The organism is Zhongshania aliphaticivorans, from assembly GCF_902705855.1.
GTDB classification, from domain to species: domain Bacteria; phylum Pseudomonadota; class Gammaproteobacteria; order Pseudomonadales; family Spongiibacteraceae; genus Spongiibacter; species Spongiibacter aliphaticivorans_B.
Map to the genome: position 1 here is coordinate 151574 of NZ_CACSIJ010000014.1, position 18441 is coordinate 170014.

The window sequence follows — 18441 nt, forward strand, 5'->3', positions numbered from 1 at the left end:
CTTAGTAGCAACTGCGGCATTAATTATTTAAGAAAGAAAGGACATTTAAATGATTGTTAGAACTTTAGCAGAATGTGAAAACTCAGAGCGTCGCGTAGCTACCGACACTTGGCAAAGTGTGCGCATGATTTTAAAGAACGACAATATGGGTTTTTCGTTCAACATAACCACTATTTTTGCGAATACTGAAACGCCCATACATTATCAAAATCACCTTGAATCGGTGTACTGCATATCCGGTAACGGTGAAATTGAAACCGTAAACGACGGTAAAATTTATAAACTAGAAGCCGGCACCATTTATCTTTTAGATAAGCACGACAAACATTTGCTGCGGGGCGGTAGCGAAGATATGCAAATGGCTTGCGTATTTAACCCTCCGCTTAGTGGCAAAGAAGTGCATGATGAAAATGGCGTCTACCCTATCGACTAATTCTGCTGAAAACCGAAAGCCTATTTCAGTTATTCAACGGAGAGAAAAATGACACACAGTGTAGAGAAAATCGGCGGCACCTCAATGACCAATTACGACGCGGTTAGAGACAATATCGTGCTCGCCGGTGGTGAAGATGGCAATGTTTATGGTCGCATATTTGTCGTCTCCGCCTACGGCGGCGTAACCGATTTACTGTTGGAAAATAAGCGCAATAGTCATCCTGGTGTTTACGCCCTGTTTGCCGACGATGGCGCAGAAACACTTTGGCGAGATGCCCTGAGCAAAGTGGGTAACACGCTTAAAGAAATTAATGCCGGTTTGTTTCCTGATGTAGAACAATTAGCAGAAGCAAACAAATATATTGAAGGTCGTTTGTTTGAGGCAGAGCGCTGCATGGATAATTTGCACCGCCTTTGTCAGCATGGTCATTTTGGTTTGGAAGATCACTTGCTAACGGTGCGTGAAATGTTGGCGAGTATTGGCGAGGCGCACAGCGCATGGAATACCGCCGCCTTACTAAATCGCGACGGTGTGAATGCGCGCTATGTTGATCTTTCCGGTTGGCGCGCCGACGAGGCCCTGCCTTTAGATGACCATATTAGCGAAGCACTTGCTGGTATCGATTTGTCAACCACCTTGCCAATTGTGACGGGATACGCTCATTGCAAAGAGGGCTTAATGGCCAGCTTTGACCGTGGCTATAGCGAAATGACATTTAGCCGTATGGCAGTTATTAGTGGCGCACGCGAGGCGGTAATTCATAAAGAATATCACCTTAGCAGTGCAGATCCACGTCTGGTAGGTGCAGATAAAGTAGTGCCGATTGGTCGCACAAACTACGACGTAGCTGACCAGCTCGCTAATTTGGGGATGGAGGCAATTCACCCTCGTGCCGCAAAAGGTTTGCGCCAACAGAAAATTGCACTGCGGGTAAAAAATACCTTTGAGCCGAATCACGCGGGCACTCTAATTGATTGCGATTACCGCAGCGAAAAGCCCTGTGTAGAAATTATTGCCGGCCGTAAGCAAGTTTACGCCTTAGAAGTATTCGACCAAGATATGGTCGGTGCACTTTGGCAGTATGAGCAAAAAATACTGGCGGCAATCGAACGCTTTAAAGGCACGGTGATTACCAAGGATATTAACGCAAACACGATCACTAATTACCTTGGTGTTAATTTAAAAACGGTTAAACGTATTGTTAGCGCAGTAAAAGAGCTGTTCCCTAGCGCTGAAGTGAGTACCCGTAAAGTCGCGATTATTTCTGCGATTGGCAGCGATATGCAAGTACCAGGTATGTTGGCTAAAACGGTTGCCGCATTGGCATCAGCCAATATCAGCGTATTGGCGATGCACCAATCTATGCGTCAGGTAGATATGCAGTTTGTGGTGAATGAAGACGATTATGAAATGGGCGTAGCCAGCTTGCACCGTTGTCTTGTTGAAGTACATGACCACGGCGAAGCGATATGCGCAGCATAGTAAAAAAACTTTTCGTAATATGCTGCGTTTGTATTCCGCTGACCTTGTCAGCGGAAGCTGCCAGCAGCCCCAGCGATGAGGCAGTAGATGCGTCTATTAATAAATTAAGTGAGCCACTTTACTCGCCATTTATTGAGCGTTATATGCTTGATGAAATCCGCAGTCTACGTATCGATATGGAACGTTCGCATCGAGAAATGGCGGCAGAAGTCGTTGATCGCGAACTAGGTGCTGCCGACAAGGCAGTGTCTTATGCCACGAGCACAGTTACCTATTTTTTCTATTTAATTGCGGCGGTGAGTTCTGCGTTGGTGTTAATTGGTTGGAACTCAATTCGCGATATTAAAGATAAGGTCCACAAAGTAGCCAATGAGCAAGTGGCAGAGTTGGTTGAAGAATACGAAAAGCGTTTGCGCACAATAGAAAAACAATTAAAGCAAGAAACCGCACATATAGAGTCTAATCGCGAAGAAATCACCCTTACCCAAGAAATGCATTCTCTTTGGTTGCGTGCCAGTCAGGAATCTAGCCCTGCCGGGAAAATTGCGATTTATGATCAAATACTCGCGTTGCGTAAAGATGACATCGAAGCCATAACTTACAAGGCAGACGCGGCGCTAGATCAGAACGAGCCCCAGTGGGCAATAAATCTATGCCATCAAGCATTGGTTTTAGACGACGCAAATGCCCATGCTTTTTATCAATTAGCATGTGCGCACACCTGCCAAGGTAATTTAGATGATGCTGCGCGTTATTTTACTCACGCTGTGGCGCAGTCTGAATCTTACCGAGACGAACTGCACCGAGATCCGGCTTTGTCTGAGCTGCGAGAGCACCCTTTATTAATTGAACTACTTACACCGATAGCGACAAACGCATAAGTCATCACGGAAACCAATACCTGCAAACATCACGGAATTAAATATGATAACAGCCTGGAGTTTTGCCGCCTTTCTCAGTGTATTTGTGCTTATTGGTTTGTCGTCTTTATTTTTTAATACCCACCAAAGCAAAGACTATTATCTAGCTAGTAACACCGTTAAGCCATGGTTGGTTGGCTTGTCTGCGGTGGCAACTAATAACAGTGGTTATATGTTTATTGGGGTCATTGGCTATACCTACACAGTGGGTCTGTCGGCGTTCTGGGTGATGGTCGGCTGGATTTTTGGTGACTTCCTTGCCTCCCACTTTGTACATAAAAAATTGCGTGGCATGACGGAGAAAAGCGGCGAAGTAAGCTATCTCGGTGTGTTGGCAAACTGGAATGGCAGCATATTGCCTGGCTATCAACGGCTTGCCGCACTGATTTGCCTATTGCTTCTTACCGCTTACGCGGCGGCGCAATTATTGGCGGGTAGCAAGGCCTTGCATGTATTGTTTGATTGGCCGACATGGGCCGGCGCGGTGTGTGGTGCAGTGCTAGTCGCAGTGTATTGCTTGGCCGGCGGCATTCGGGCGTCCATATGGACAGATGCGGCCCAGTCAGTAGTGATGATTACCGCCATGGGTATACTCATGTGGGTAGCCATCGCAAATTTAGGCGGCGTATCAGCAACAGTTAGCGCGCTACAAGATGTACCAAATTACATGGATTGGTTCCCAGAAGATCTCGCCTTCCCCGGCGTACCGGGAGCCTTCCTATTTGCATTGGGTTGGCTGTTCGCGGGCCTTTCGGTTGTTGGTCAGCCCCATGTGATGGTGCGCTTTATGGCATTGAGCAGTGGCGACGATATGAACCGCGCAAGAGCGTGGTATTACCTGTGGTTTACCGCATTCTATTTAATGGCGACAACGGTTGGCTTGCTCTCACGCCTATATTTGCCAGAGGTAGGTAGCTTTGATGCCGAGTTAGCATTGCCGACTATGGCACAAACTTTATTACCTCCGGTATTGGTTGGCCTTATTCTCGCGGGTATTTTTGCCGCAACATTATCCACCGCCGACTCTTTAATTCTTAGCTCGTCTGCTGCATTTACCCACGACCTAATGCCCAATAATATTGAGCGCCCGTTTTTGATTAAAGCCTCTACTTTGGGTGTGTGTATTCTGGCCTTGGCTTGGGCTTTACTCAGTGCGCAGAGCGTATTCGCGATGGTGGTGATGGCGTGGTCAGGTTTGGCCAGCGCCTTTGTTCCTATGCTAGCGGTACTGATTTTTGGCGGCCGACCAAGCCAGAGTGTTGCCATTGCAATGAGCTGTGTGGGCATAACAACTGCCCTAGCATGGCGATACTTTGATTTACACAATATGGTTTATGAAGGCTTGCCGGGCATTCTTGCAGGGGTGTTGGTGTACTGGTTGGCGAAGCCTTTTGTTAAAAAGACCGGCTCTGTTGTTGGGGCTTAAAAATTATTTAAAGTGCGGCAATTTCTTTACTTAAACCATAAAATGGCAGCATGGCCATTTTATGGTTTATAACTGTTTTGCTAGACGTTGGGCAGAAATTTTATGCTGAATACAGCGTGCCGGTCTCCCCTTAGTCTTTTTTCTCAATAGTTATTTCAAGTGATTTGGTATTGCCAGCAAACCACTTTTGAACATACAAAGAACCAATGATGGGAGGGGTTCCATCATCTGGAATTTCTTTATAACGCACACTATTTTTTGTTTCTTTCTCGTACTCAAACTGCACTATTTTTTTCGTCATACTATTTTCTCATTAAGTTATTTTTTGTTGAACAGTGGCAATGATGTAGCTCGCGATCTTATTATGAAGCAGTGGGTTCAGCGAACTGCGCAGCATCTTGAACAAGCTTCAAGTCCTCTTCTACATTAAGTGCCAGCCGCGCACGTTTCAGCGCCAGTCGGCCATGATATTCGGCGGCATTTCGCATTTCCGGGTCGCCGATTGATGCAAGAGAATCCAGTACTTTTTGTAAGCGCAGGGCCACTTCAACAAAACCGGCACCGTCTCTAGCAATTGCCGTAAAGGCGTCATCGAACATGTCTTGAATCGATAGCGCGGGCACTTCTACGCGGTCGTAGCTTGGCGTCTGCTCCTCTTCAGCCGCTGCGGAGTCATTCCACAGCGTAAAGAGGCGTAGCAGTGTTCCAGTGATATGGATCGCGGTACCGGGATCATTGACGGCGGGAGAAAGCGCGCGGCCGGCAATTTCTGACAGAACTACCAAGCCAAATCGCGGATCGTCGTCGAAGCGGCGAATAGGGCCTATTTCAAATGACTCGATAAGTCGCGTGTAATCAATGTCGCAGTCGCCGCTAACGTAGGCTAATGGCCGGCTTGGTGCGGCTAAGACACCAGGTAAGGCAGCCACTACCACCCGCACATCGACTTGCTCCGCCCAGGCTTGGAGAGCGGCGATATCCACATGTTGAATGTAACCGACATCCGCTGCGAACACGGCATGTCCGCGTGCTTGGGAGCTCACTGAGGTGCCGCGAAGGTGTGGCTCAGCCCGTCGTCGCTTTAATGCGGCCGCAGTGGCACTCTCAACTTTAGCGATGGTTGATCCCATACGGCCAAGACGTGCGATGCCATCGACCCAGCGTACAAATGTAATAATAACGGTGCCGAATATGGTCACCGTCAGGACAAAGAGAATAAAGAGACCGGCGGTTTCGAAGTAGTCGTTCTTGACTGCCGTGAGAGCGACGATACTGAATATGAATGAACCAACAAAAGTCGACAGCGCGTTTTGTGATGCGTCGTCGGCAACCACTAAAGTGAATGATCGCGGCGTGGCGGTGCTGGCGGCTGAGGCGTAGGCCGATACCATCGATGCCACCGAAAATGTGGCAATGACCAGCATGCTGGCGGCCATGATGGACAGCAGCGCTTCAATAGAGTCCGCCATAATGACCGGCGCTATTTGTGCAAACGCAGTGCCGTCGGCAAGTTTTGCGCCGAATGCCGCTGCGATTGACAACAGGCAAACGGTTAATGGCCTCACCCAAAGTCGGGCGCGAAGCCGATTGATGAAAAACCTAGCGCGATCGGTTGACATGAACAATGTCATTTCAGTCTCCTTTGCGCGGATTAATGAGGCTGGCGACTAAGGTATCTAATCTCAGGGAGCGTCGTCGATCTACTATTGTTAGCCATTTAATATTCATGTGAAATTTTTCGTCGATCGTTAATTTTTATATCACGGTACTAGCACGGCATCTCAATTTCCTATGCCAGCTACTATACAGTAGCGCTTTCACGGTGCATCTACCTTAACTTTTCGCGCCAGTGAACACGTTTGATACCCGCGACCGGACAGTGGGTAAGCTGTTGTAGCTTGCATAAATATAAGCGATTTATAAATTAAAACGCCCAAAATTAATGGGTGGAATAACTAGCGCGGTATAAACTCACTGTAAAACGTCGCGTAGAGTTTATGTCCTTATGAAGAAGTCGATTTTTGCTGCGTTGCTTGTGGTGGCGCTGTACCAAGTTTACCAACAGAATCCACAGTTTGCTGAACAGGTTCAGGCGGTATTACCAGCAGGCTTAGCGCCCAATGCGCCGGGTAGTCGTGCTGAAGCAGCCGGAGAGCGGCAATTAGCCGAGGCTTATCAAAACCGAGTCAGCGATGTTCAGGTGGGCGGTAGCGGCCGAGTGATCAAGATTTTAGCGGATGACACCAAGGGTAGTCGCCACCAAAAATTCATTCTTAAACTCGTCTCCGGTCAAACGCTATTGGTTGCTCACAATATCGATTTAGCGCCTCGCCTTGATGGTTTGCGCGTAGGCGATAGCGTCACATTCTATGGTGAATACGAGTGGAATAAGCACGGTGGGGTCTTGCATTGGACACACCACGACCCCGCCGCAAGACATGTTGGTGGCTGGTTAGAGCTTCATGGCCGACGTTATCAATAACACCTAACCTTCTAGCGCTTTCCATAGCCCCAAGGCGCTTATCAATAATAGTGTTATACCCAATACCCTAAAAAATACGGGTGTTTCTGCTTTTAGCATGCGCTCGTGGAAGCGCAGGCCAATAAAATGACCGATGGCGGCGCAGGGCAATAACCAGAGATGATGAATTAGCTGCAAGCTCACACCGGCATAAATAAATGCCGCGAGTTTAATGCTGACTAAAATAAACCACAGTGCAAATAAAGTGTCGCGCAGACGCTCGCGGGCGACGTGTTGTGCGGCTACGGCAATAATCAAAGGTGCGCCGATAAGTGAGGTGCCGCTTATATAGCCGCCGGCCATTAAAAATATGGCGTCGACAAATTTGCTATTACTTTTGAAGGGTTTATTGGCAATGTAGGTGATGGCGTAAACCGATACCACCACAAAAATAATAATGCTGAGAATATTGGCAGGCATGGTGATCAAACCAAAAACCCCCAGTAGTTTTGGAACAATCATTATCGCGAGCATATACCTAAGATAGGGCCAGTCGACGGTGCTTTTGTGAGTGCGCTGGGCGGCGGTAGATTTGCGGTTATTTAGCGCCAGCGTAATTGATGAAAAAAATAATAACTGAACTGAAATTAAAGGTAGAAACACCAAGGGCTGATTGTGAACCAGAAGCAAAAACGGCAGCGACAATACCGCGCCGCCAAAGCCTAAGCCAGAGCGGACAAAGCCGCTCCAGATGAAAATCAAACCAATCAGTAAATACTGATAATAGTGAAGGTCAGACATTGGAATCCAAAGAGTTTGGGTGATCTAAAGGCAAATGCGAAGAAGGCAAATTGTAAGGCGCAGCGCCATGTATTGGTAGCATTGGCTTATATTGGGACAATATTTATTTTTTGATTTCTGCCCTCGCCTATAGCTAATGGTAGCAAAGGGCGTACTCTGGAGGAGCCACAGTTGACGCCGTGGCATCTCAAAGATCTATTCGCTTTATCGGCTGATGACTTCTCAACGAAGTCGTCACCTCACAGAATGGAGTTCGGCAAATGAGTAAAGAACAGAAGAGTAATAAAGAAACGAAGAAAAAGCCGCTGTTAACACAGAAAGAAAAGAAATTAGCAAAGAAGGATAAAATGAGCACGACCAAAAGCTCGCCTTTCTCCTGATAAGAAACGAATTGTAGGTGTCTTGGCACCTACATTCCTTGTGCAGAACACCTTCACCGCCTAGCCCATCTATAAACACCGTCTTCCGCTGCTGCCTTCCGCTAAGGGCTGGGTTAGTATTGGCATAAATTCTAAACAGCAGAGATCTGACGTTGACGAAAGCGACGGGGCAGGTACATCAACAGATTGAGGCGCTATATCGGTCTGAGTCGCGCCGTGTATTTGCGACCTTGCTGCGTCTGCTTGGCGACTTTCAATTGGCTGACGAGGCCTTGCAAGACGCGTTTACCGCTGCGCTAAAGCAGTGGCCTCTTGACGGTGTGCCGGCAAATCCTCGGGCGTGGTTGGTGTCTACGGGACGATTTAAAGCCATAGACGGACTGCGCCGTCAGTCGCGCTTTGTGCAGGGTATTGACGAGTTTGCCGACCAGCTTGAAGTAGATACCCCAGATTTTGTCGCCTACGCGGATGAGGACATTGAGGATGACCGTCTGCGACTTATCTTTACCTGTTGCCACCCCGCTCTTGCTGAAGAAAGCCGCGTTGCACTGACGCTACGCGAAGTCTGCGGGCTGACGACGGAAGAAATCGCCAGCGCCTTTCTCAGTCGGCCCACCACCATTGCCCAGCGCATTGTGCGCGCCAAAGCAAAAATCCGCGACGCGAATATCCCCTACCAAATACCCAGTGCGGCGGAATTGCCGGAACGTATGAGTGCGGTATTGCAGGTGCTTTACCTGATGTACAACGAGGGATATTCGGCGTCGTCTGGGGCGAATGTAACGCGGGCGGATGTATCCACTGAGGCAATTCGCTTGGCGGAGTTATTGTTAGATTTGAATCGAGATAGCAATGCCGACACGGAAATAGCCGGGCTGCTCGCGCTCATGTTGTTGCAAGAGTCGCGTCGTGCCGCTCGCAGCGACGCGCAGGGCGAATTGGTGCTGATGGCGGATCAAGATCGCCGTCTTTGGAATCGCGACTATATCGACAAGGGTGTGGTCCTAGTGCGCCGCGCTCTCAAAGATGGCCGTTTCGGCCCCTACTCTATTCAAGCCGCTATAGCTGCAATTCACGCCGAATCGGTTTCGGCAGAAACCACTGACTGGGCTGAAATTGTAGGTCTGTACGACGTTCTGCTGAGGGTCAATGCCAGTCCGGTTATTGCCCTGAATCGCGCGGTTGCCCTTGGAATGCGTGACGGCCCAGCAGCGGGGGCAATGGCCGTTGATGAGATTTATGAACGCGGTGACTTGGCGGACTACCACCTTTTACACGCCGCGCGGGCCGACTTTAATCGTCAGCTTGGGCAGTATCAGGCAGCCTTGGTGGCTTACCAAGCGGCGCTTGGCTATGCCCAGCAAATGCCAGAAATTCGATTTTTAGAAAAGCGTATTGCCGAAATGCGCGCGAAATTAACGAAATAATATTGGGCTTGTTGTCGATTTAGACGGCCCCAATTCGACTAGGATAAGAACAGGTATTTAGAGGGCAAAATTCATGAAGTATTTATGTTTAGTTTACGGCGAAGAAGCAAAAATAGCAGCGATGGACGACGCTGAGTGCATGTCCTGCGCTGAGGGTTTAGTAGAGAGCGGTCATTTCATTGCCGGCGAAGCACTACAACCGGTGGAGACGGCGACTACTTTGCGTATTCGCAATGGCAAAGTTTCTTATACCGATGGCCCCTTCGCTGAAACCAAGGAGCAGTTAGCGGGATTTTATTTGCTAGATGCTCGCGACCTTAACGAGGCGCTAGACAAGGCGGCAAAAATTCCACCGGCCCGTGTCGGCTCCATAGAAGTGCGGCCAATACGCGAGTTACAGCCAGATTAGGCGGGCTCAGTTTTGCCGTGAAGCTCGCCCAAGAGCTGATCTTTATGCGCCCATAATTCAGACACCCACTGCTGAAACTCGGCCCTAAACTGCTGATCGCTCAAATAATCACGGCTTAAAAAGCGGGGTGGAATGTTTTGTCGCTCTATACGAACCACTACTTTGCGTATTCTGCCACACAGAAAATGCCAAAAGCTGCGGTCATCGCTGGGGTAGTGAATCGTAATATTTAAGAGGGTGTGCAACTGCTCCCCCATTGCCCCCAGCACAAAGGCCGCGCCGCCGGCCTTGGGTTTGAGCAAGTACTGATACGGCGACTCTTGGCTGCGGTGTTTGTCTGGGGTGTAGCGGGTGCCCTCCATAAAATTAAACACCGTGACCGGGGTGTATTTAAACTTCTCGCAGGCCTTGCGGGTGGTTTCTAAATCCTTGCCCTTCAATGCCGGATTCTTTTCGATCTCCGCCGCCGAATAGCGCCTCATAAACGGAAAATCCAGCGCCCACCACGCCAAGCCAATCACCGGAACCCAGATAAGTTGTTGTTTAAGAAAGAATTTAAGCATTGGAATCTTACGGAATAGAGCCTTCTGCGCAACCAAAATATCTGCCCACGACTGGTGATTACAGGTAACAAAATACCAGTCTTTGGGATCCAGCCCTTCAGCGCCGTCAATGTCCCATTCAATGTCATTAACGACACTGAGCAGCAAATTGTTAAAACCTACCCAGAGATTAGCAATCTCTATCGACACAATCGTAAACCAGCGGCGGGTGGTCGCCAGCGGAATAAGTAGCTTGAGCATCGCTGCAAGAAATAAAAATGGGACTAGCATTAGCGTAGAGCAAATAATCAGCAGCATAATTAGGCTGCCGCGCACGAAGGGGGGAAGGAATGTCAGCATGGTTTCGTATCTGTAACTTTTATGATGTTTGCCATTGTAATGCCAATATTGGGTGTGAGTAAAAACTTTGCCAAATACTGTATACCGGCGCGATGTGACGAACGGCAGATGGGGGGTGAGAAAAAATATTTTGTATAACCTGTCGAATTGACACATAGCCCTTCGACTAATGATAGAAATTGATTAATAAAGGAGTGATTTATGAAATGTATCGTTTTAATGAAGGCGAGTGCCAGCAGCGAAGCGGGCGTAATGCCAAGTGAGCAGTTACTCACTGAGATGGGCGCCTTTAATGAAGAATTGGTAAAGGCTGGCATTATGCTGAGTGGTGAGGGCTTACACCCAACTAAGACCGGTGTGCGGGTACACTTTGGTGAGGGCGAGTCTCACGCAGAGTACGGCCCGTTTGCTGAGGGTAAAGAACTAGTAGCGGGCTTTTGGATGTGGCAGGTGGCGTCGATGGAAGAAGCCATTACGTGGGCCAAACGCATTCCGAATACCGATGGCGAACATAGCAATGTCGAAATTCGTCCGGTATTTGAAGGCGAGGATTTTGGCGAAGAATTCACCCCAGAATTGCAAGAGCAAGAGGCGCGCTTACGCGAGGCTATGGAGCAGCAACAACAATAGTTTGAATGGAACTTAGGAGAGCAAAAATGAAAATTAATCCCTATTTGAATTTTTCCGGTAATTGCCGGCAAGCCTTTGAATTCTATGCTGCGTGTTTTGATCTTGAACCAGTGATTATGGCGGTGGCAGAAACTCCAGCGGCGGAACATTTCCCCGCCGACAGTCAGCACCATGTCATGCATGCACAAATTGATAACGGCGATGGCTTAATCTTAATGGGTTGCGATGCCCCCGCCGAAATGTATGAGCGGCCCGCCGGTAGCAGCGTAGCGATTCAAGCAGATACGATTGCTGAAGCCGAGCGTATTTTTGCGGCACTGTCTGAGGGTGGCAATATCACCATGCCAATAGCAGAAACCTTCTGGTCTCAGCGCTTTGGTTCCTTTGTCGATAAATTTGGTATTTCGTGGATGGTAAATGGGCCTGCGCCGCTTGGGGTTGAGCCAGACTGTGCTTAGATAATTGCGGAGATAAAAGTGATGAACTACGTAGATGGTTTTGTGTTGCCTGTGCCAGAAAAAAACTTGGATGCCTATTTTGAAATAGCCAAGACCGCGGGTGAAATTTGGAAGGAGCTTGGTGCGCTAGAGTATATGGAGTGTGTCGCCGACGACGTAAAAACCGGCGTGCACACTTCGTTTCCGCAAAGCGTTAAGCTAGAAGAGGGCGAAGTGGTGGTCTTCTCTTACATTGTTTACACCTCGCGCGAAGATCGCGATCGAATTAACGAGGCGGTCATGAAGGATCCGAGAATGCAGGCGATGATGGGCCCAGATATGATGCCATTTGATGGCAAACGGATGATTTTCGGTGGTTTCAAAGCGCGGGTAGCTTTATAGCTAGCCACATTTCCTTTTGCACCAGACGACAAAGCTTGGTAGCTTCAAAGGCAAGTAGCTTTTTGTCTATGCAGAAGGTGATCAATGCCGTTTAGCGTCAACCTAGGTCATCAGCATTATGTTTTTGGCGACCTAAAAACCTTGCTCGCCAAGGCGACCCCTGCCCGCTCTGGCGATGTGCTTGCCGGCATCGCCGCCAGCAGCAGTGAAGAGCGTGTTGCGGCGCAATATGCCTTGGCCGATTTGCCCCTTCGTCATTTTCTGAATGACCTTGTTATTCCCTACGAAGATGACGAAGTAACGCGGCTGATTATCGATAGTCACGATTCCCAAGCCTTCGCCCCCGTTTCCCAATTAAGTGTTGGCGAATTTCGCGATTACTTGCTATCAGATGCGACCACGACAGAATCGCTGCGCCAATTGGCGCCGGGCTTAACACCCGAAATGGTCGCGGCGGTGAGTAAATTAATGCGGGTGCAAGACCTTATTCTTGTTGCCAAAAAGTGTGAGGTGGTCACGCGCTTTCGCAATACCCTCGGTCTTGCCAATCATTTTTCAACGCGTTTGCAACCCAACCACCCCACCGACGACGCAGCGGGAATTGCGGCGAGCATCGTTGACGGTTTGTTATACGCCAGTGGTGATGCGGTCATCGGTATAAATCCTGCGTCAGATAACACCCAAACCGTGTCGCGCTTATTGTATTTATTAGAAGATGTGATTACCCGTTTTGACATTCCCACCCAGTCCTGTGTGCTTACCCACGTTACCACTACGTTGGAATTGATTAATCAGGGCGCGCCGGTCGATTTGGTATTTCAGTCTATTACTGGCACAGAGGCGGCAAATAACAGCTTTGGTGTGAATCTATCAATATTGGCGGAGGCTCATGCGGCTGCGCAATCTTTGCAGCGTGGCACCGTGGGTAACAATGTAATGTATTTTGAAACTGGGCAAGGTAGCGCGCTGTCTGCCAATGCGCATCACGGCGTTGATCAGCAGACCTTAGAAACCCGTGCCTATGCCGTGGCGCGAGCATTTTCACCGCTGCTAGTAAACACCGTGGTGGGCTTTATTGGCCCAGAATATTTGTACAACGGTAAGCAGATTATTCGTGCGGGTTTAGAAGACCACTTCTGTGGAAAATTGCTGGGCCTGCCCATGGGTTGTGATATTTGCTACACCAATCACGCCGAAGCAGATCAGGATGATATGGACATGCTGCTTACCCAGTTCGTGGCGGCGGGCGGTAATTTCATTATGGGCATACCCGGTGCCGACGACATTATGCTCAACTATCAAACAACCTCATTTCATGACGCACTTTATATTCGCCGCCTTTTAAACTTGCCGCCAGCGCCGGAGTTTTTTCAGTGGCTGCAAAGCTCAAATATTATGGACAGTCAGGGTGCGTTGTTTTCCGGTGAATTGCCGGCGCGTTTTGCTCAGGCGCTTTCTTTGAAGGGGCAGGCATGAAAGAGCTGAATACACAGAGAGATGTATGGCAGGTGCTGCGAGAATACACCCCAGCGCGTATTGCCCAAGGTCGTGTAGGGGTGTCACTGCCGACGAGGGCGAATTTACTATTTCAACTCGACCACGCCCGAGCCCGCGACGCCGTGCACTGCCCTTTTAATGCTGCCCAATTTGCCAGAGATTACCGCGCCAAGTTTTCTGCTGAGCAGGCGGCCTTAATACTACAAAGCGAGGCCGCAGATCGCGCGCAGTATTTGCAGCGCCCAGATCTTGGTCGCCGGCTAGCAGATGCCCAATGGCATAAGCTAAGACAAACCGCGAATGATGCCCAGCCTTTTGATATTGCGATAGTCGTGGCGGATGGTCTGTCGTCGGCAGCCGTCGAGCATCATGCTCTGGCTCTATTGGAATTCATTGTTCCCGCAATGCATGCACAAAACCTTAGACTTGCACCGCTGAGTATTGCAACTCAGGCGCGGGTCGCCTTAGGCGATGATATTGGTGAGGCACTAAAGGCGCGTTTAGTCGTTGTGCTCATTGGCGAGCGCCCAGGCTTGAGCTCACCGGACAGCTTGGGTGCGTACATCACCTATGCGCCACAGCGAGCTTGCACCGACGCTCAGCGCAATTGCATTTCAAATATTCGTAATGGTGGCCTTAGCTACCAACAAGCTTGCGATACGGCCATGTATCTCATTACCACTGCCTTAAAAAAATCGCTGACAGGCGTTGGTTTAAAAGACGAGTCTGTATTGCTAGAGGGACAGACTACAAAACATATCCCATTCTTTAGATCGTCTAAGTAAGCTTTTTCACCCATTTACCGAACCTAAATATCATAGGGATAAGCCCGTATGGGACAGCCTACGGCTGAGGGTCACAATGTCACAACGATTCAAAATGTTCACAGCGATAAATTTTGACGCCAAATAAGGCGCCGAAGGATGGCTTATGTTGAGGTGCAGTAGTGGAAATCCCCCGAACACCAGATAATGAGAGCAAGCGCTTAGCCTCTCTGCAATCGCTGAACATTTTAGACACGCCCTTTGAAGAGCGCTTTGACCGCATTACACGTTTTGCCAGCCAATTATTTGATGTTCCCATCGCCCTAGTCAGCTTAATTGACCACGACCGCCAGTGGTTTAAGTCGGCGCAGGGCTTGGACGTGCGAGAAACCTCGCGGGCTATCTCCTTTTGCGGCCACACCATATTAAGCCGCAAAATTATGAGCACCGCAGATGCGCGTGTTGATGAACGTTTTTTCGATAACCCCCTAGTTTTAGGCGACCCTCATATTCGCTTTTATGCGGGTTGTCCTCTCCTAGCAGAAGATGGCAGCGCGCTGGGCACCTTGTGTCTTATCGACCGTCGCCCACGAGTGTTAAGCCAAGACGATCTCGATGTGTTTAGAGATCTTGCTTTAATTATTGAGCGAGAAATTATTCGTCCAGAATTCGACATCTTGGATGAGGTCACCAGCATCAGCACCCGTAATAGCTTTTCGGTACTGGCAGAAAAAGGCCTTGATTTATGTGCCCGTCGTAATATTTCGGCATCTTTGGTTTTTTTAGAGTTAGATGTTGTTGAAAATAAAAATGAAACAGAAAACGCGGAGCGCAATAAAATGCTCATGCGATTTAGTGAATGTTTGAATGCTGACCTAGAGCAATCTGCCCTAGTGGCGAGAGTGGGCGAGAATCAATTTTCTGCACTCTTAGTTGACACGTCGGCAGCTGAAGCAGAATTGGCAGTGATGAAATTTAAAACCAGGATTGATGAACTAAACCGCCATGAAGAATCAGGGTTGCAATTAGCAATCAGTCACGGCGTCGCCGAATTTAATTCTGGCAAGCATTCTACCGTAGAAAAGTTGATCACAGATGCTGATTTAATTATGTATGATAATAAGAAACAAAAGCGTTATGCCGCAATGAAAAGTGAATGTATCTAGTAACAAATTTATTAAACAGATTTTAATTGCTAAGGTAGCCCAGTAATAACTTCACGCCCACATTGCTTTGTTGTAAAACCGCCGCTTTCGGCGTTACTATGTTTGCCATTCAAATATCCATCCCTTATTAAAATTGGGAGTTTGTATGGCCGATATCCAATACCCTATCTCGGGTTCCTGTCAGTGTGGCAATGTGCGCTATCAGTTGCTGTCACCACCATTAAAGGTGATGGCCTGTCATTGCAAAGAGTGTCAAAAATTATCGACTAGCGCTTTTAGTCTCACTGCCTTAGTCACCGCAGATACCGTCGTATTTGAGGGTGAGTTACAGCAGTGGGAGCGACTAGCGGAAAGCGGCAATAAAAACTATGCGAAGTTTTGCCCAGTTTGCGGAAATCGCATATACCACTTTAATCCTGACCAGCCGGACGTGATTAAACTTAAACCGGCAAATTTGAGTGACACCAGAATTCTTCAGCCAGAAGCCCATATTTGGGTTAGCCAAAAGCAAGATTGGTTTCACATCCCTGATGACGTGCCGCAGTTCGACAAACAGCCTTAATATGACGGTACGGACGTTAACAAGCATTACCGCTATCGTGGCGTTGGCTAGTGCCAGCGCCTGCAGTAACAAGCGGATTTACGAGGCGAGCCATCAAAATCGTTTGCAGGAATGCGAAAAGCTACCCGCTAGCCAGCGGCAGACTTGCAAGGCGGAATACAGCGAATCCTATGACGAGTATCGTCGTCGCTTAGCGGCAGAAAAACAGTCGCAGATGTAATGCGCTGCTTCTGCCCGGCCGCTGCGACATCATGTCACATTACCCAGTGTTTAAACTTTGCTAAAATACGCCGCCTGCTCAGCGCTGCGCGGGAGAGCTATGTGATTAGCCCCTCAGCCAAGTCGAGTTTAAAGCAGCTTTTTTGCCGCATACTAATGGGTCATCTCTTATGTCTAGCAATTCCCCGCGCCGTCCATCGTCGCTTATAGGCTGGTTGCTGCGCTGGCATCCTCGGCTTGGCGCGGTAGTGGGCTTGGCAATTATTGCATGGGGTTTGAGCGGCCTAGCTCACCCAATTATTTCTCGCATACAACCCTCCGCTGAGGCATACCTTTACAAGCTAGAGGCGTTTTCAACGGCAGACTTGCTCAGCGTTAGCGAAGCTGCAAAACACGCTGGTGTAGCGCAGCCATTGACCGCCGTGCGCCTCTTAGCGTGGCAAAAGCAAGCCTATTACCGCCTGCAAACCGAGTCAGACATTATCTGGCTGAATGCGAATAGCGGCGCAGTCGTCGACAATGCCGAGCGTGATTACGCGGAGTTTCTCGCGCGCCACTACTTGGGCGACCAGCACAGCGCAGTAAAATCTATCAGCCTGCAAACCGAATTCGACGAAGATTATGTATTTGTAAACCGCCTGCTGCCGGTGTGGCGAGTCGCCTTTGAGCGCGAAGATGGTATGCGGGTGTACGTAGACACCGCCAGCGATCGCCTCGGCACCGTGGTGAATAACACCAAGGCGGCGACGAGCGTGTTCTTCCGCTACGCTCATTCATGGATATTTATTAAAAACGACAGCCTGCGTTTGGCATTAATGAGTATTTGCCTTGTCGGTGGCGGAATCATCGCGCTGGCGGGCATGCTGCAATATTTTTTGCAATGGCGTGCTGGTCGCGGTTGGCGACAAGGCCGCCCTGCCCTTAAGGTTCATCGCCTATTGGGTGTCACCGTCGCCATTACCGCCGTCACCTTCACCAGCAGCGGCTTATACCATTTATGGCAAAAGCAATTTGTATTACAGCCCTTGGTGGCTCCGGTACAGAGCTTTAGTGCAGAGCAATTAACAGTGAATTGGTCGGCCCTGAACGCTAAAATCGTGCAGGCAGATTTGGTCGCTATCAATGAACAGGCCTATTTCCGCACCTGGTATGAGGGTGAACTACATTATATAGATGCGAGTAATGGCAAAGTCCTAGCCGATGGTGAGCGCTTACATGCTATAGCCTTGGCGGCGCAATATATGCCCACGGACGCGCCAATCAAAGCGACGCGAACCGTAGAATCTTTTAATGACGAATATGGCTTTGTAAACAAGCGCCTACCCGTTGTTGCAGTAGATTACGAGCGCGCCGATCACCTCAGCGTATATGTAGAGCCACGCAGCGGCGCCTTGGCAACGGTGGTGAGAGACGCCGACCGCTACGAAGGATTCAGCTTTGCCTTTTTGCATAAATGGCATTTTATCGACGGCCTAGGCCACACCGCACGAGACATCATTTCAGCCTGCTTTGCCGCCGGCATTGCCCTTACCTTTTCATTAGGGATGTTTCTAGTCATACGCCGAGCCAGGCGCTGATCTGGCTTTTCGCTCGCCTAAACGCTGCCATTTCAAGCAAGAAATGAGTACAGTAAGCCCACGTTTTATCCCAATCTTGTCGATTATTAAGCAGTGAGTACCCATGTCCCGCAAAACCATAGACCTACCAGAACGTTTTCAATTTAGTACCGAATACACCGTCCTCTATTCAGACGTAAATGTGGCTAACCACCTAGCCGCAGATCGCATCCCCGCCATCGCCATTGAAGGGCAATTGCGCTTTGTTATCGCCCTAGGTTACGAGCACGCCACCGCCTTTGAAGAAGCCGGATTAATAATGGCCCATTCAGAAATCTCATACCTAAGCGAAACCGACTACGGCGACAGACTGCGCATCGACGTCGCAGCCGTCAACTTTACGGCCAAGAGCTTTGAACTCGCGTTTCGCCTATTTAATATAAGCAAAAATATCGAAACCGCCCGCCTCCGTAACACCATGTTATTTTTTGACTACAATACAAAATCGGTTTGCGAAGTACCGGCGGGCTTTAAAGAAAAAGTAGCGGCAATGTAATTAATTAT

21 protein-coding genes are annotated in these 18441 nt (G+C 49.0%); 17 read left to right on the plus strand and 4 right to left on the minus strand.

Translation table 11 applies throughout. From position 1 onward, the window contains the following. The first annotated feature begins 49 nt into the window (after window positions 1-49). From GVJ32_RS12730 to GVJ32_RS12745, 4 genes are read left to right on the plus strand one after another with little or no spacing between them, the layout of a single operon-like run. A complete protein-coding gene (locus GVJ32_RS12730; RefSeq protein WP_159240483.1) occupies window positions 50-433 on the plus strand; it encodes an ectoine synthase in 384 nt (127 codons plus the stop codon). Window positions 434-481: 48 nt separating this feature from the next. Beyond that, a complete protein-coding gene (locus tag GVJ32_RS12735; RefSeq protein ID WP_159240484.1) occupies window positions 482-1918 on the plus strand; it encodes an aspartate kinase in 1437 nt (478 codons plus the stop codon). Then, window positions 1906-2799, plus strand: a complete 894-nt coding sequence (locus GVJ32_RS12740) for a TPR end-of-group domain-containing protein (RefSeq protein ID WP_159240485.1) — start codon at window positions 1906-1908, stop codon at window positions 2797-2799. The genes GVJ32_RS12735 and GVJ32_RS12740 overlap by 13 nt, the downstream gene beginning before the upstream one ends. Before the next feature lie 43 nt (window positions 2800-2842). Next, entirely contained in the window at window positions 2843-4264 is a 1422-nt protein-coding gene (locus GVJ32_RS12745; RefSeq protein WP_159240486.1) for a sodium/proline symporter, read from the plus strand. 130 nt (window positions 4265-4394) lie between these two features. Here the strand turns inward: GVJ32_RS12745 and GVJ32_RS18240 are convergent, their stop codons facing one another. Continuing rightward, complete coding sequence (locus GVJ32_RS18240; RefSeq protein WP_200841415.1) at window positions 4395-4565, minus strand: hypothetical protein; 171 nt, start codon at window positions 4563-4565, stop codon at window positions 4395-4397. A 61-nt stretch (window positions 4566-4626) separates the two neighbouring features. Continuing rightward, on the minus strand, window positions 4627-5895 hold the full coding sequence (locus GVJ32_RS12750) for a DUF2254 domain-containing protein (protein ID WP_159240487.1): 1269 nt from the start codon (window positions 5893-5895) through the stop codon (window positions 4627-4629). Between the two features lie 374 nt (window positions 5896-6269). On the opposite strand from GVJ32_RS12750, the gene GVJ32_RS12755 reads away from it, so the two are divergent. Then, the gene (locus GVJ32_RS12755; RefSeq protein ID WP_159240488.1) at window positions 6270-6746 is read left to right on the plus strand and encodes a DUF3465 domain-containing protein; all 477 of its coding nucleotides are present in this window, start codon (window positions 6270-6272) and stop codon (window positions 6744-6746) included. A gap of 3 nt (window positions 6747-6749) precedes the next feature. On the opposite strand, the gene GVJ32_RS12760 is transcribed toward GVJ32_RS12755, so the two are convergent. Continuing rightward, a complete protein-coding gene (locus GVJ32_RS12760; protein WP_159240489.1) occupies window positions 6750-7526 on the minus strand; it encodes a sulfite exporter TauE/SafE family protein in 777 nt (258 codons plus the stop codon). Window positions 7527-8058: 532 nt separating this feature from the next. Here GVJ32_RS12760 and GVJ32_RS12765 point away from each other — a divergent pair. Both GVJ32_RS12765 and GVJ32_RS12770 read left to right on the plus strand, forming a co-directional pair. Then, window positions 8059-9333 (plus strand): RNA polymerase sigma factor, encoded by a 1275-nt coding sequence (locus GVJ32_RS12765; RefSeq protein WP_200841416.1) that lies wholly within the window; start codon window positions 8059-8061, stop codon window positions 9331-9333. Between the two features lie 73 nt (window positions 9334-9406). Then, complete coding sequence (locus GVJ32_RS12770) at window positions 9407-9742, plus strand: YciI family protein (RefSeq protein ID WP_159240490.1); 336 nt, start codon at window positions 9407-9409, stop codon at window positions 9740-9742. Here GVJ32_RS12770 and GVJ32_RS12775 read toward each other — a convergent pair. Then, window positions 9739-10644, minus strand: a complete 906-nt coding sequence (locus tag GVJ32_RS12775) for an acyltransferase (RefSeq protein ID WP_159240491.1) — start codon at window positions 10642-10644, stop codon at window positions 9739-9741. The two genes, GVJ32_RS12770 and GVJ32_RS12775, sit on opposite strands and share 4 nt — an antisense overlap. 201 nt (window positions 10645-10845) lie before the next feature. Between GVJ32_RS12775 and GVJ32_RS12780 the strand changes: the two genes are divergently transcribed. The 10 genes from GVJ32_RS12780 to GVJ32_RS12825 all read left to right on the plus strand — a co-directional run bounded on the left by GVJ32_RS12780 (window position 10846) and on the right by GVJ32_RS12825 (window position 18433). Further along, entirely contained in the window at window positions 10846-11274 is a 429-nt protein-coding gene (locus GVJ32_RS12780) for a YciI family protein (protein ID WP_159240492.1), read from the plus strand. A 26-nt stretch (window positions 11275-11300) separates the two neighbouring features. Beyond that, the gene (locus GVJ32_RS12785) at window positions 11301-11732 is read left to right on the plus strand and encodes a VOC family protein (RefSeq protein WP_159240493.1); all 432 of its coding nucleotides are present in this window, start codon (window positions 11301-11303) and stop codon (window positions 11730-11732) included. 21 nt (window positions 11733-11753) lie between these two features. Next, window positions 11754-12113 carry a DUF1428 domain-containing protein gene (locus GVJ32_RS12790; RefSeq protein WP_159240747.1) on the plus strand — a complete coding sequence of 120 codons (360 nt, stop codon included), beginning with the start codon at window positions 11754-11756 and terminating at the stop codon, window positions 12111-12113. A gap of 84 nt (window positions 12114-12197) precedes the next feature. Then, complete coding sequence (locus GVJ32_RS12795) at window positions 12198-13589, plus strand: ethanolamine ammonia-lyase subunit EutB (RefSeq protein WP_159240494.1); 1392 nt, start codon at window positions 12198-12200, stop codon at window positions 13587-13589. Further along, window positions 13586-14395 (plus strand): ethanolamine ammonia-lyase subunit EutC, encoded by an 810-nt coding sequence (gene eutC, locus GVJ32_RS12800; RefSeq protein WP_159240495.1) that lies wholly within the window; start codon window positions 13586-13588, stop codon window positions 14393-14395. The genes GVJ32_RS12795 and eutC overlap by 4 nt, the downstream gene beginning before the upstream one ends. Window positions 14396-14556: 161 nt before the next feature. Further along, window positions 14557-15540 (plus strand): GAF domain-containing protein, encoded by a 984-nt coding sequence (locus GVJ32_RS12805; RefSeq protein ID WP_159240496.1) that lies wholly within the window; start codon window positions 14557-14559, stop codon window positions 15538-15540. Window positions 15541-15685: 145 nt separating this feature from the next. Then, window positions 15686-16102 (plus strand): GFA family protein, encoded by a 417-nt coding sequence (locus GVJ32_RS12810; RefSeq protein WP_159240497.1) that lies wholly within the window; start codon window positions 15686-15688, stop codon window positions 16100-16102. A 1-nt stretch (window position 16103) separates the two neighbouring features. After that, window positions 16104-16322, plus strand: coding sequence for a hypothetical protein (locus tag GVJ32_RS12815; protein ID WP_159240498.1), 219 nt, complete (start codon window positions 16104-16106; stop codon window positions 16320-16322). Window positions 16323-16491: 169 nt separating this feature from the next. Further along, window positions 16492-17898: a PepSY domain-containing protein gene (locus GVJ32_RS12820; RefSeq protein ID WP_159240499.1), complete on the plus strand. Its 1407-nt coding sequence runs from the start codon at window positions 16492-16494 to the stop codon at window positions 17896-17898. Between the two features lie 103 nt (window positions 17899-18001). Then, entirely contained in the window at window positions 18002-18433 is a 432-nt protein-coding gene (locus GVJ32_RS12825) for a thioesterase family protein (RefSeq protein ID WP_159240500.1), read from the plus strand. The last annotated feature ends 8 nt before the right edge of the window (window positions 18434-18441 follow it).